The sequence below is a fragment of the Bradyrhizobium sp. ORS 375 genome, assembly GCF_000239775.1.
In the GTDB taxonomy this organism is placed as follows: domain Bacteria; phylum Pseudomonadota; class Alphaproteobacteria; order Rhizobiales; family Xanthobacteraceae; genus Bradyrhizobium.
In genome coordinates, this window is the sequence record NZ_CAFI01000482.1 from 1 (window position 1) to 14,669 (window position 14,669).

Consider the following 14,669-nt stretch of genomic DNA (forward strand, 5'->3'; position numbering starts at 1 on the left):
AGAGCGCGGATTTCGTCATCTCGACCTTCGGCCTGAAGACGTTCAATCCCGAGCAGCACGCGCGCCTCGCCGCCCTGATCGCCCGGGTGCTGAAGCCCGGCGGCGTGTTCTCCATGATCGAGGCCTCCGACCCCAAGGACTGGTGGCTGCGGCCGCTCTACCTGCTCCACCTCAAGACCGTCCTGCCACTGATCGAGCGCATCTTTCTGCGCGGCGCCCAGGATTTTGCGATGATCGGCACCTACAGCACCAATTTCGGCGATGCGTCAGGCTTGGCGCGTATGCTGCGTGCGCAAGGCCTGGAGGTGACGTTCTCGAAGTACGTCTTCGGTTGCGCCACCGGCGTCGCCGGGAGGAAGCCCGGTTAGCCGGCGGGTGTCGTCACAAGGATCAGATTTTGCGGTTGTGCCTCGAAACCGGCTTGAACGTTTTGCTAAGATCCTTGCTGATCAGGCATCATGTGGTAGTGGGCGCGCGATGCAACGGCGGGATGTGCTGAGAGGGCTCTTCGCCGGATCGCTGGGCGCGATCATGCCGTGGAGGGCGCAGGCAGTGACACCGGACGATATCGCGCAGGAGTACCAACGCCAGGCCATGGCGCAGTTTCCCCTCAAGCTGATCGAGACCACGGGCGCCAACGCCCTGGCAAAATGGCAGGAGCTTAAGGCGGCGGGGCAGGGGACTCCGGTCGTGCTGGGCGGTGAGGACGAGGACCAGACATTGGGCAATGTGCTGGCGCCGTTCGGTCCGAGCGGACCGTACGTGCCGCCGCTTCGGCCGGTCGAGGACATTCTCCGCGATGCCGCGTCCATCAAGTTTCCCGACGACTTCATTCAGCGCAGCAAGGACAGCAACGAAGCCGCGATCAGGCAGTTCAAGGAGATGCTGGCCGCGAGGCCGGACATGCCGTTGCCGACCATCAATGAGAGCAAGGACGGACAGCTGCGCACACTGAGCCGCGACGAGACCATCGCGGCGATGCTCGGATCCGGCCGCGAGCCTCCGCTCGGCGAATGGCCCGACACCTCGGAAGCGGTGGAAGGCCTGTCGGTGGTCATGGATTATCGCACCGGACAGCCGCTTCAGAAGGTCATCATCGGTCTGGCGCCGACCGATGACTGGACGACCATCCCCGCCATTCTCCGCTGGGGCCATTGGAACGGCTGCCCCAAGCCAGAGGAGCACGTCGCCGCCTTTCGGAGCTGGCGCGACCGCTACGGCGCCGAGCTTGTCGGCATGACCTCCGACGTGATCAATCTGCGGGTGACGAGGCGGCCGAAGACCCGAGACGAGGCTCTCGCGCTGGCGCGAGAGCACTACGTCTATTGTCCTGACAATATCGACCAGGGCGCAGGCACCTTCAGCGCGCTCGCCGCCGCCTTGATGAGCAGCGACTGGTGGTACTTCTGGTGGGATTGACATGGGCTGGTCGCGCTTCGCCCCGTCACCGGCAGCGGGGGTGATCGTTGTTGTTAGTCCGATGAGGGAGCTCCGATCTGCCCGACGGGCAATCGCCGCATTGCCGCCATGCGCCAACTGCCCGTCGTGCCAGTTTGTCGCGGACTGCTGACTTGCCTCGACGGGCAAATCACATCCACATTTCCGCGCATCCGGGCCCGCCAAGAGGGACGTTTCGCGATCGTCACGAACGTCGGGTCCGCGATGCGGTGGGCGCGTTGCTCTGCAGCCTGGCTTCACGGCCGGGCCGACGAACGGAGCGATGCGACGGTGAAGTGGTGTGGTCCTGGCGCCCCGAAGCTGGCGCCAAGCCGGTGGTGATGATGAACCGCCGGCGACGGGGGCAAGACAGCCGGTCCCCGGGGAGAGCGCCTATAAGCCGCTCAAACCATCGCGCAGGGAAGGCCGGGATGTTCCGAGCCGAACCTGTGGTTCCTGCCCCGTGCATTTTTCTCTGCACGGGGGCCATGGGGGCGGCAGGCTCCCGGCCTTCCCTGCGCCTCTTCTTGACAGGAAGAGGACGAACCAGATGCAAAGCCCGGGCGTCCTCGCCGCGGGATCGCGATGTCATGTCTCTCGATGCGGGAATGCCGACCAGGCAGTGGCGCGCTCGCGCGCGACGCCGCAACGCTATTTGACAGTTGTGAAGTGAGCGATGGTAATGATGCCGCGCCGACTCGTGCCTTGCCCGCAGCGCGGCGGCTGCGGGTGAGTGGAGCAGGATAGCAGATCGCCATGGAGCGCGTACGGATCGCCATTCTCGGCAGCTCGGTGCCGAGCTTCGAGCTCGCCGACGCGCTGATTGCCGCCGGATGCGATGTCTGCGCGATCGTGCCGCCGCGCGGGACGCTCGGCGGTGGGGTGCAGCGCCGTGCCGCCGCGCGCGGACTGTTGGTCGTGGATGTTGGTCCGTCGATCAACGACCCCGCGACGATCGCCAAGCTGCGAGCGCTCGACGCCGAGTTGTTCGTGAACTGGGGCCATCCCGAGCGTTTTGCGGCGGACGTGCTGGCGCTGCCGCGGCTCGGCGTGCTCAACCTGCATCCCGGCGAGATCCCCGGCGCGCGCGGCCTCGAGCCGGTGTTCGCGGCCATCCTCGAAGGCTGGCCGGCGGTCATCCAGACGGCGCATCTGATGAGCGCCGCCTTCGACGACGGGCCGATCATCCGCACCCGCCGCATCGCGATCGACGACGCGCCGTATCGCGACGTGGTCGAGGAGCGGCTGCGCGACGGCGCAGTCGGCTTCTATCAGAGCGCGGTGCTGGACGTGCTTGCCGGCGAGCGCGGCACGCCGGGAGCGGGGCCGCGGCGCTACTTCGGCAAGCTCAAGCCGGATGACGACGTGCTGCGCTGGCACGAGCCGCGCGAGGCCGTGCTGCGGCGGTTGCGCGCGCTGAGCCCATTCAACCCTGGGCGCAGCTTCGTCGCCGGCCACAGCGGGCCGCTGCTGATCTGGCGGGCCGAGGCGAGCGATGCCGCCGCGAAAGCGCCGGCGGGACGAGTGATCGCGGCGGGCGACGATGAGTTGCTGGTGGCTGCTGCGGATGGGCTCGTCCGCATCACGGCGTATCAGCTGCCGCCGGCCCTGCCGTCTGAGAAGCTCATCGGCGCGGAGCTGACAAGTGATCAGCCGCGGTGAGGGCCGCGCAGCCGGCTCGCCAGCCTCTCGCGCTTGCGCGCGCGCAGGATGCGGTAGGAGAGGCGGCCTTCAGTCATCGCGACCTGCATCTCCGAGCCGGGGCGGGCCATGATGAGATCGAGCACGCGGGCATCGGATTGCGCGGTGACATCGTCCGTCTCGACCGGCGCCGGAGCCCCGAAGCCGGCGAGCTGCGCATCGCCTTCGGCGGCGCGCGCCAGCATCACATTCGGCGTGATGTCGCGGTCGCTGAGCACGTCGAGGCCGCAGGCGCTCATCTCCGCCCGCCGTGCCGTCACGTCGTCGGGGTCGAACACGTCGGTGTAGAGGAACGTGCCGCCCGGCCGCAGCACCCGCGCCACCTCGGCGTAGAACCGCGCGATGTGCGGATAGCAGTGCGAACTCTCGACATTGGTCACGACGTCGAAGCTCTGGTCGGCGAACGGCAGCTGCTCGGCGTCGCCCTCAAGGAAACGGCTGCGCGGCGCATCGACCGCGCGGCGGCAGAACGCGATGTTCTCCGGCGTGAGGTCGATGCCGGTGACCTCGCGCGGATGGAAGTAGCTCAGCAGCGTGTGCACGGTGCCGCCGCGGCCGCAGCCGATGTCGAGCACGTCGCGGCCGGCGAGCTCGGTGTCGCCGACCAGCTCGAGGATCAGCCGCACCGAGCTGGCATTGACCGCATCGGCTCGCGGCGGCACGCGCGCCTCGTCCTGGCCAGCGGGCAGATAGCCCCAGTTCATGAACAGGCTGACCTCGCCGAACGGCAGGCCGTCGACGCGCCGGTTCCAGTAGCCGTAGAAGCGCTGGATGCGCGACTTGAAGGCCTCGGGCGCCGTTGCCTTGTCGGGCAGATCGTAGACGTCGTGGTCGGACATGGCGCGATCCCGCTACAGCTCGATGCAGTCGGCAACCTTGCGCAGGCGCAGGATGCGATATTCGAAACGGCCGTTCTCGATGCTGTCAAAGAACTCGGAGCCTTCCGGCGCGAGGAAATAGCTCATCAGGGCAGCGCGCGTCGGGTCGGCCGCGCCGTCCGCATCGGCGTTGAAGGCGCGCAGCTGCACCTGCGCTGCCTCGCGCCGTGCGGCCAGCACGTTGGCGGTGATGTCGCGATCGGCCGTGATGACGAAGCCGTTGGCGGTGAGGAAATCGCGCGCATGCGCGAACTGCCCAGGCTGCAGCAGGTCAGTATAGGCGAAATGTCCGCCGAGCCGCAGCACGCGGTTGACCTCGCGGTAGAAGCGGTCGATGTCCGGATAGGCGTTGGAGGACTCGATGTTGGTGACGAGGTCGAAGCTGCCGTCACCGAAAGCGAGGTCCTCCGCGTCGCCCTGGAAGAAGCGCAGCCGCGGATCGGCGTGGGCTTGGCGGCAATGCGCGATGCTCGTCGGGTTGAGATCGACGCCGGTGAGGCTCGCAGGCGCAAACCGCGCGGCAAGCGTCGCCAGCGTGCCGCCACGGCCGCAGCCGACGTCGAGCACGTCCAGGCCGTCGACACCGATGGGCCCGAGCAGCTCGAGAACGAGACGCACCGCATGCCGGTCAAGCATCGCCGCCGGCAGGCTGCCGCTCCAATCGTCGGGACGTCCGTCGACCGGCAGGTAGCCCCAGTTGAAGAACTGCACATAGCCGTCGAGGCTGCTGTCGGAAAGATAGGCGTTGAGGCCGTTGTAGAAGTCGATCACGCGCGACTTCAGCTGCGCCGGTGCGACGCCGAGGCGGTCGCCGAGATTGGCAGGTGCCATGGGATCGTGGCTGGTCATCGGTGGCTCCGCCTGCGGTCGACGAGCGCGTGGCGGCGGCGCTCAGCGCGATCATCGACGTCCGGCGTCTCGGGCATCGCTACCTCGTGCTCGGTCGCGAGCCTGGCCTGGTCGGCAATAGTGGTGGCGCGGAACAGGTCGATCAGCGCCAGCTCGCGGCCGAAATGACTGTTGATGCGATGGAGCAGCCGCACCAGCAGCAGCGAATGGCCGCCGGCGTCGAAGAAGTTGGTGGCGCGGTCGATGCGCTCCCGCTGCAGCAGCTCCTGCCAGATCGCGTGGATGGCGCGCTCGGCATCGCCGGTCGGGGCCGCCGCTTCGTCCTGCATCGGTGCGGCTGCGATCGGCAGCAGTGCGCGGCGATCGATCTTGCCGGTGCGGGCGAGCGGCATCCGCTCGATCACCGCGATCTGGCCGGGGATCATGTACTCCGGCAGCAGCTGGCCAAGGTGCAGCTTCAGCTTGGGCCCGATGCTGCGGCCAAGCGCCGTCTGCAGCGGATCGTTCGACAGCTCGGCCCACGGCTTCGCCGCGCGCGACGCTTCCAGAGGAGAGACGGGGCGTGAGCCGCCGTGCGGATACAGCAGCAGGTCGAGCACGCCGTTGCCGGCGTGCTCCGAAAGCGCGAATTCGACGGCGAAGCCGGCCGCGGCTGCGGCAGCTGCGAACTGCTCGGGATGGGGGGCGCTGGCCGGCGATGATGCATCGGGATCAATGGAGGCGAGCAGCTTGAGATCGTCGGTCAGGCGGCCGTCCGGCACACCGGTGATGCAGAGCGATCCATGTTTCTGCGCGACAGCGATCGTCTCGGCCACCGGATCGACGGCATCGAGGGCGGCCCAGGCCATGCTGACCGCGGGAGCCGGCGAGTGAGCGGCGTCCGTGTCGAGCACCACCTCATAGCGGTACTTGGTGAGCTCGTTGATGGCCACCCCGCGCTTGGCCGTGAGCCGGACTGTCGCGCCATGCTCGGCGGCGATGCGGGTGAAGAAGGCGGGGTCGAGCACCAGCTCCTTATCGAAGCGCATGCGGTTGGCGGCGCGGGCGAGAATGGCGGGGCCGCCGAGCGCATGCTGCCGGGCCTCGACGGAAACCGCGAACAGCCGCTGGAGCGGCAGCGACCTGACGTCGCCGAGATAGATCCGACCCGACGGCGCGAGGCAGGCGAACGCGCCGTCGAGCACGCGGCGCAGATAGTCCCGGCTCGGGAAGTACTGCACGATGGAGTTGAGGATGATGAGATCGAAATGCTGCAGCGGCAGGCCGACGAAATCATTGGCCTCGCGCTGCTCGATCGTCACATGGCTCCAGCCTCGGCGCCGCGCGAGCTCGCGTGTGCCGTCCACGGCCGGCGGGGAGAAGTCGGTGCCGTGATAGGACTCGACGACATCGGCGAGACCGCGCAGCAGCAGCCCGGTGCCGCAGCCGATCTCAAGCACGCGGCGCGGCTTCAGCCCCAGCAGCGCATCGGTCGTCCTGGCCTGCCACTCGCGCATCTCGGCGACCGCGATCGGGTGGCCGGTGTAGCTGTCGTGCCAGCCGGCCAGATCTGCATCGACCGCCTCGGCGGCAGGTGCGTAGGTGACCTCGTAGAGCTCGCGCCAGTCGGAGACGAACGCCTGGCCATGCTGCTGGTGCTGCGCGGTGGCAACCTCCGGCTTGAGCGTGACGAAAGCTTCGAGGACCTTGTCGTCATCCGTCGTGCGCACCACGACGGCCGCCTCGGCGACCGCAGGATGGTGCGTCAGTGCGAGCTCGATCTCCTCGATCTCGATGCGGTGGCCGCGGATCTTGACCTGATTGTCGCGCCGCCCGACGAACTCGATGTTGTCATCGGGATCGAGCCGGACGAGATCGCCGCTGCGGTAGAGTCTCGTCCCGTCCGGCGCGGTGATGAAGCGGGCCTCGGTCGCCGCAATGTCGCCGAGATAGCCGGTGGCCAAGCCGTTGCCGCCGATGCAGAGCTCGCCGGGCAGGCCGGCGGGGGCCGGCCTGAGATCAGCATCGAGGATGCGGCAGAGGACGCCCGGCAGCGGCCGTCCGATCGGCACCGTGGCGGCGCGCTCCGCAAGCTCGGCGATCGAATGGAACGTCGCGAAGGTGGTCGTCTCCGTCGGTCCATAGACGTGCAGCAGCCGGGCCGGCGGACCAGCCGCGAGCACGCTGCGGACGTGATCGGCGTTGACGGCCTCGCCGCCGAACAGAACGAGCCGCAGCGGCGCGAAGGCTGCGGGCTGCAACTGGCCGACCTGGTTGAACAGCGCCGTCGTGACGAACATCACCGAGACGCCCCGGTTGCGCAGATCGCGCGCCAGCGCTTCGGGATCGAGCAAGGTCTGCTTGTTGACCAGCACGATGCAGCCGCCATTGAGCAGCGCGCCCCAGATCTCGAAGGTGGCGGCATCGAACGACAGCGGCGCCGCCTGCGCGATGCGATCCTCAGGCGTCAGCGCTGCGTAGTCGGTGTCAAGCACAAGATTGGCGACCGCGCCCTGCGGCACCAGAATCGCCTTGGGTGTGCCGGTCGAGCCCGAGGTGAAGTTGACATAAGCGGGGCTGTCGTCACGCATCGCCTCGGGCGCCGGCAGCGTGCCATGCCGATGCCGGTCAGGGTCGTCCGCAACGACAATGGCGAGCGGATGATCGATACGCACACCGCGGAGATCGTTCGTCGTGACGGCATGGCGCACGCCGGCCTGCTTCAGCATCAATGCCAGCCGCGCCGCGGGCAGCGACGGATCGAGCGGCAGATAGGCGCCGCCAGCGCGGATCACCGCGAGCAGCATGACGATCGCATCGACCGAGCGTGCGCAGATGACGCCGACAACGTCGCCCGGCCCGACGCCGGCGGCGACGAGCCGTTCGCCCAGCGCGCGGCTTGCCGCATCGAGCGCGGCATAGCCGAGCGTTCGGCCATCGTCGCCTTCGATCGCGATGCGCTGAGGATACGCGGCTGCAATGGCCGTGAAGCGTGCGGCGAGACCGGTATCGCCGCCGGGCAGCGCACGCGATCGCTCCAGCGATTGCCGCTGGATCAGCAGATCGGAGGCCGACGCCACGGCGAGCGAGTTCAGCGACACGGCAGGCCGGTCGAGAGCGGCTGCCAGCAGCGCCATGAAGTGGCTGACGATGCGGCCTGCCGTCACTTCGGTGAACAGGTCGGTCGCATAGACCAGCAGGCCCGTAATGGCGCCGTCGCGTTCGAACAGATGGGTCTCGATGTCGAACCGCGTGGTGCGGATGTCGACCTGATACGGCGCAGCCCTGATGCCTGGGAAAGCGAGCCGGTCGTCGGTCGCATTCTGCAGGGCGAATGCGACCTGGACCAGCGGATTGCGCGCGGGATCGCGGCCCGGCTGCAGGCGCTCCACCAGCTGCTCGAAGGGCAGGTCCTGGTTCTGATAGGCCTCCAGCGCGACGCTTCGGACGCGCCCGACCAGCGCCTCCAGCGACGGCGCGCCGGAGAGGTCGAGCCGCAGCGCCAGCGTGTTGACGAAGAAGCCGATCAAGTCCTCGGTCTCGTGATGATGGCGATTGGCGATCGGGCTCGCCACCGCAAAATCCTCCTGCGCGGCCGTGCGACCCATCACCGCGCAGTAGATCGCCAGCAGCACCATGAAGGGCGTCGCGTTACATTGTTCGGAGAAGGCCTTCAGACGCGCCGTGGCCGCCGCATCGATCGTGATCGGCACGACGCCGCCGCGATAGGACTGCCGGGCCGGGCGGCGATGGTCGAGCGGCAGGCGCAATTCCGGCAGCTCGGCAAGTCGCGCCGACCAGACCTCGAGCTGCTCGCTCGCACGTGCGCCGGAGAACCAGTCGCGTTGCCACACCGCGAAATCGGCGTAGCGCAGCGGCAGTGGCGGCAGATCGGTGCCGCCCATGAGCAGGGACAGTTCGCGCGCCAGCACGGTGAGCGACCAGCCGTCGCAGGCGATATGATGCACGACGAGCGTCAGCAAGGTGCTGTCCGGCGCAACCTGGATCAGCGTTGCGCGCAGCAGGGGCGCTTGGGTCAGATCGAACGGTTCGAGTGCTGTCGCCCTGACCATGTCCCGCGCTTGGCTCACAGCATCGGGCCGATCGCGCAGATCGATGATGCGCAGCGGGCACGGCATTGGCGGCAGTGGCTCCTGCCAGGACTGGCCGTCGCGCTCGGTCATTCGGCTGCGCAGCGGCTCGTGGCGGGCGACGATCCGATCGAGCGCAGCCCGAAGCGCCGCGATGTCCAGCGGTCCATCGAGCTGATAGGCGATCGGCACGTTGTAGCCTGCCGTGCCCGAATCGAGCCGCTCCAGGAACCACAGCCGCTGCTGCGCGAAGGAGAGCGGTGCCGCGCCGGGCGCTGCCTTGCCGGCGATGATCTCGCGGTTCGTCGGCGTCGCTTGATCGCTCGTGCCAATGGCGGCGGCGAGCAGGCGCGGCGTCGGCTGCTCGAACATCAGCCGCAGCGGCACGGCCAGGCCTCGACGCTGCGACAGCAGCGAGATCGCCCGGGTCGCCAGCAGCGAGTGGCCGCCATGTTCGAAGAAATCGCTGTCACGTCCGATCGGCCGGGCCAATAGCTCCGACCAGATCGCGATGATCTCGCTTTCGAGATCGCCAGCCGCGACTTTCTCCGCATCGGGCGCGGCATCCGCCGGCGTCACGAGGTGCAGCGCCGCGCGGTCGATCTTGCCGTGGTCGCTGATCGGCATGCGCGGCAGCGGCGTGATCCGCGACGGGATCATGTAGTCCGGCAGCTGCTGCCGAAGCCAGCGGAGCACGATACTCACCTCGGTGGTGTTGTCCGTCAGCGTGACGAAGGCGTCGAGCGACTTGTCCTCGTTCTCGCCGCGCACGATGACGGCAGCTTCGGCAATGGCCGGATGGCGCGCGAGCCACAGCTCGATCTCCTCGATCTCGATGCGGTGACCGCGGATCTTGACCTGGTTGTCGCGCCGGCCAAGGAATTCGATGTTGTCGGACGGATCGAGCCGCGCGAGATCGCCGCTGCGATAGAGTCTCGTGCCATCGGACACGGTGACGAAGCGGGCGTCGGTCGCACTGATGTCGCCGAGATAGCCGATGGCGAGACCGCTGCCGCCGATGCAGAGCTCACCGGGTATCCCGGCTGGGACCGGCCTGAGATCGGCATCGAGGATACGACAGATCACGCCAGGCAGAGGACGACCGATCGGCACCGTCGCGGCGCGCTCCGAGAGCTGTTCGATCGGATGGAAGGTGGCGAAGGTCGTGGTCTCGGTCGGACCGTAGACATGGAGCAGGCGGGCGGGCGTACCGGCCGCGCGAACCCGGCGGACATGATCGATATTGACGGCTTCGCCGCCGAACAGCACGAGCCGCAGCGGCGCGAAGGCGGCGGGCTTGAGCTGCGCGACCTGGTTGAACAGCGCCGTCGTCAGGAACATCACCGAGATGGCGCGGGCCTGCAGCTCGCGTGCGAGCGTGTCCGGATCGAGCAGGGTGTGCTTGTCGACGAGCGCGATGCAGCCGCCGTTCAGCAGCGCGCCCCAGATCTCGAAGGTGGCGGCATCGAACGACAGCGGTGCGGCCTGCGCAATACGGTCCGCCGGCGTCAGCGCCGCGTAGTCGGTGTCGAGGACGAGATTGGCGATCGCGCCGTGCGGCACCATGATCGCCTTCGGCGTGCCGGTCGAACCGGAGGTGAAGTTGACATAGGCCGGGCTGCCGGCGTCGAGCAGCCCCGGTGCAGGCAGCGGCCGCGCCAGGCTTTCTGTCGTGCTGTGATCGGCCACGATGAGATGAGGCGCCGGATCGAGACGCGCGAGGCGCTCGCGGATCGCCGAGGTCGTGACGACGTGCCGCACACCGGCCTGCTTCAGCATCAGCGACAGGCGCGCCTCGGGCAGTGCCGGATCGAGCGGCAGATAGGCGGCCCCGGCGCGGATCACCGCGAGCAGCATGACGATCGCTGCGACGGAGCGTTCGGCGGTGACGCCGACGATATCGCCTCGCGAAATGCCGGCCGTGACGAGCCGCGCACCGAGCGCGCGGCTCTCCGCGTCGAGCGCGGCGTAGGTCAGCGTTCGTCCGTCATCGCCTTCGATCGCATTGCGCGGGCCGTTGGCTGCGACGACGGCCTCGAAGCGGGCGGCGAGACCAGTAGAGCCGCCGGGCAGCGCGCGGGGCCGCTCGAGCCATTGCTGCTGCGTGGCCAGATCGGCGGACGCGTCGAGAGGCAGATCGACGAGGCGGCTCTCGGGCGCGGCGAGACAAGCGTCGAGCAGGTTCACGTAGCGGCGCAGCCAACGCGCGGCGCCCTCGCGGGTGAAGCTGTTGCTGCGGGCAGTCAGCATCAGCCGCAAGCCGTCGGGCTCGCTGGTGTCGATTCCAGAGAGTGCGAGCTCGCTCTCCGGTGCCGGCTCCAGCAGCGCCGAGGTGGCGTGGCCGGCGAGCGGCCAGACGTGAAGCTCGAGATCGAAGCGGGTGGTGCCCCGTTCGAAGCCGACCACGCTGATCTCCACATCATCGAGCAGCAGGGGCGTGTCGGGTGTGGCCTGATAGGCAAAGCTCGTGAGGGCTGGATTGGCGAGCAGCGCCGAGCGCGACGCATCGTTCGGCAACTCATCGCCGGCGTCGTCGAGCGCGGTAGCTAGATCGTCATGCGTCTGCGTCAGCAGATCGATGAAGCGCAGCGCGCTGCTGCAGTCGGCGGTGATGGCGAGCGTGTCGATGTGGAAGGCGATCTGCTCGCCCAAGGCGCCGTCGCGCCGTCTGGCCGCGGGCACGGCGATAACCGGTGTCGGGCTCGCCGACAGGCGCGCGACGAGCAGCATCTGGACGGCCAGCAGCACGGTCGCGATGCTGGTGCGGCGCTGCCGGGCGAAATCACGGGCACGCGCATGCAGGCCGGCTGGGAGCCGCGCCGCCAGCGTCAGGCCGTCGTGAGGTCGTCCCGACGCGCGAACGGCGTCATGCGGCACCGGCCTTGGTTCCGGCGATTGAGCCGGTGTGAGCCTGCAGCTCGGCGCCGGCGGGACGGACTGCAGCGCGCGTGGCGTGGGCTGCCACATCTGCCCGGCACGACGTGCGCGATAGGCGGCCGAGAGGTCACGGCAGAACAGGGCGTGCGACCAGCCATCGGTGACGATGTGATGAATGAGATGAACCAGCAGATGGTCGTCGTCAGCGAAGCGGACCAGGGTCGGCCTCAGCAGGGGCGGTTGCTCCAGCGCGATTGGCTGCCGCGACAGCCGCGAGGCCAGCTCGCGCGCGATCGCGTCGCGCGCGGCCGTCGAGACCTCCGAACGATCGAGCTGCGTGATCCGGAACTGAGACGGCTGTGCGACGAACCGCTCGGGTTCACCGTCGCTGTCGCGAAAGCCGGTGCGGAGAGCGTCGTGAGCTGCGACGACGTCATTGAAGGCGGCTTCGAGCACGGCGACATCGAGCGGGCCGGTCAGACGATAGGCCGCTGATACGTTGTACGGCGCCTCGTCGGGCGCGAGCCGGCTCGCAAACCATAGCCGGCGCTCGGCGGCCGACAGACGCGAGGCGTCGCGCAGGTGAGCGATGATGGCGGCGCGATCGGCGCCGATCGCCTCTCGCAGTTCCGGCGTGAGGGCGCCCGGCGGGGCCCGAAACCGGAGCTGGTCGCCGTCCATGAACAGCGCGATGCCGCGGCTCCGCAGCGTGGCGATCAATGAGGCTGCCGTCACAGCACACCGGCCTCGAAGCGGGCGGCGACGTCGTCGGCGAGCCGCCGCGCCACACCGCGGACCGTCGCATCGGCATAGAGATCCTGCAGCGTGCCCTCCCAGCCGAGCTCCGCGCGCAATCGTCCAAGCAGCCGCATAGCGAGCAGCGAGTCGCCGCCGAGATCGAAGAAGTCGTCGTCAGGACCGGCTGGCGCGAGCTTGAGGACGGTGGCGAAGAGGGCGGCGACAGCCGCCTGATCGCGGTCGCCGAATTGTGCGTCCTCACTGCGGGCGTCCGCCTTCAGATGCGCCAGCAGCGCATCGCGGTCGACCTTGCCGTTGGCCGACAACGGCAACGAGGGAACCGTTACGATCCGCGAGGGCACCATGGCGGCGGGCAGCTCGGACTGCAGTCGCGCACGAAGTTGAGCCTCGCCGTGGCCGGGCGCAGCGGACGTGGTGACGAAGGCATAGAGCCGGCGATCTCCCGGCGAAAGCTCGGCTGCCAGGACCACCGCGCCGCGGATGCTTTCAACGGATTCGAGATGCCTTGCGATCGCGCCGGGCTCGACGCGATGTCCCCTGACCTTGAGCTGCTCGTCGAGGCGGTCGAGGAAGATCAGCGCGCTATCGTGCTGCATGCGCACGCCGTCGCCGCTGCGATACATGAGGCCATCCGGACGAAATGGATCCGGCCGGAACCGATCGCGCGTCAGCTCGGGATCGCCGAGATAGCCGGTGGCCACGGCCTCGCCGCCGATCCACAGCTCGCCCTCTGTTCCCAACGCGACCGGGCGCTGATCGGAATCGAGCACATAGCAGGTGGTGCCGGCAATCGGGCTTCCGATCGAGAACGGCTCGCTCGGCGGCGCGTCCGCCGTGAAGCGCGCGGTCGTGGTGAAGACCGCGGTCTCGGTCGGACCGTAGCAATGCACGACGGCACGTGCTCCTGCCTCGAGCACCCGGCGCGCGGCCTCGGCGCTGCCGCGTTCGCCGCCGGTCAGGACTTCGACGCCGGCGAGCGCGTCGGGACGATCCTCGGCGACGCGGTTGAACAGGCCGGTCGTGATGAAGGCCATGGTGACGCCATGGCGGTGCACCAGCTCGGCGATGCTGTCCGGTGTGGGCGGCGCCTCCGGGTGCAACACCACGCGCGCTCCGGCTGCGAGGAACGGCCAGAGGTCGAAGACGGCGGCATCGAAGCTCGGCGGTGACAGCGCCAGCGCGACGCTGCTCGCATCGATCGCCGCGTAGGTCGGCCGGACCATCAGCCGCGTGACGTTCTCGTGGCGGACGACGACGCCCTTGGGGCGGCCGGTCGAGCCGGAGGTGAAGATGACGTAGGCCGTGTCCGATGGGCCAGCGGCAGGCGGCGGCGCGGCGATATCGGGAGAGATCGCATCGATCGTGATCAGGCGATCGCGCCATTCACTCGCGATCTGCTCTGGCATCTTGCCCTGCGCAAGGATCAGCGCCGGTTGGGCCACTGCCAGCACCTGCTCAATGAAGGCTTGGGGATAATGCGGAGCGATCGGAATGTAGCCGCAGCCGGCGTCGAGCACGCCGAGCAGCAGCGCGGGCAGTTCGAGATCGCGGCCGGCGAGCACGGCGATGAGGTCGCCACGCCGCACGCCGCGTGCGATCAAGAGGGCACGCAGCTGATCGGCGCGGGCGATCAGCTCGGCATAGGTCATCGAGCCGGCCGCGCCGATCAACGCCGACGCGTCCGGCGCCCTCGCGGCCGCGCGGCGGACCAGATCGCCGATGGATCCGCGCACCGGCTCCGGGTGGTCGTGCCGGGCCAGCGACAGCTTGGGATCCACGATCATGCTCGGGCCGATCCCGGCCATGATCTACTCGACGGGAACGCGCTGCGGCCGGCGCTCCTTCGGGCCGCTGTCGGCGCGCTGCTCCTCCTTCTCGACCACTGCGAGCAGGCCGCGCAGCAGCTCGGCCTCGCTGCGCAGGATGTGCTTGCGCATGATCTGGACGCTCTCGTTGCGTCCGGCCAGCAGCGGCCCGAGCACCTGGTTGATGGCGGCCTGCGCGTAGTTCAGCAGCGGCTGCAGATCGATCGTCTTCAGTCCGAGCGCTGCGGCGTCGGCGGTGGCGTCGTCCTTGTCATGGGCCTCGGTCATCGTTG

General features: G+C 68.7%; 8 protein-coding genes. 3 read left to right on the forward strand and 5 right to left on the reverse strand.

The features are described from left to right. The 3 genes from BRAO375_RS33530 to BRAO375_RS33540 all read left to right on the forward strand — a co-directional run. On the forward strand, positions 1–368 hold a 368-nt coding region (locus BRAO375_RS33530), incomplete at its 5' end, for a class I SAM-dependent methyltransferase (protein WP_035643458.1). 184 nt (positions 369–552) lie between these two features. Beyond that, positions 553–1,419, forward strand: a complete 867-nt coding sequence (locus tag BRAO375_RS33535) for a DUF4253 domain-containing protein (protein WP_244423417.1) — start codon at positions 553–555, stop codon at positions 1,417–1,419. Between the two features lie 774 nt (positions 1,420–2,193). Then, positions 2,194–3,099 carry a methionyl-tRNA formyltransferase gene (locus tag BRAO375_RS33540; RefSeq protein WP_009031862.1) on the forward strand — a complete coding sequence of 302 codons (906 nt, stop codon included), beginning with the start codon at positions 2,194–2,196 and terminating at the stop codon, positions 3,097–3,099. On the opposite strand, the gene BRAO375_RS35835 is transcribed toward BRAO375_RS33540, so the two are convergent. The 5 genes from BRAO375_RS35835 to BRAO375_RS33565 are packed head-to-tail and all read right to left on the reverse strand — an operon-like array spanning position 3,087 to position 14,664. Beyond that, a complete protein-coding gene (locus BRAO375_RS35835) occupies positions 3,087–3,977 on the reverse strand; it encodes a class I SAM-dependent methyltransferase (protein ID WP_009031863.1) in 891 nt (296 codons plus the stop codon). The two genes, BRAO375_RS33540 and BRAO375_RS35835, sit on opposite strands and share 13 nt — an antisense overlap. A 12-nt stretch (positions 3,978–3,989) precedes the next feature. Further along, positions 3,990–4,865 (reverse strand): class I SAM-dependent methyltransferase, encoded by an 876-nt coding sequence (locus BRAO375_RS33550; RefSeq protein ID WP_009031864.1) that lies wholly within the window; start codon positions 4,863–4,865, stop codon positions 3,990–3,992. Continuing rightward, positions 4,862–12,547 (reverse strand): non-ribosomal peptide synthetase, encoded by a 7,686-nt coding sequence (locus tag BRAO375_RS33555; RefSeq protein ID WP_009031865.1) that lies wholly within the window; start codon positions 12,545–12,547, stop codon positions 4,862–4,864. The genes BRAO375_RS33550 and BRAO375_RS33555 overlap by 4 nt, the downstream gene beginning before the upstream one ends. After that, positions 12,544–14,376, reverse strand: a complete 1,833-nt coding sequence (locus BRAO375_RS33560) for an amino acid adenylation domain-containing protein (RefSeq protein ID WP_009031866.1) — start codon at positions 14,374–14,376, stop codon at positions 12,544–12,546. Before BRAO375_RS33560 ends, BRAO375_RS33555 begins: the two co-directional genes overlap by 4 nt. A 3-nt stretch (positions 14,377–14,379) precedes the next feature. Further along, a complete protein-coding gene (locus BRAO375_RS33565; RefSeq protein WP_009031867.1) occupies positions 14,380–14,664 on the reverse strand; it encodes a hypothetical protein in 285 nt (94 codons plus the stop codon). Between the last annotated feature and the right edge of the window lie 5 nt (positions 14,665–14,669).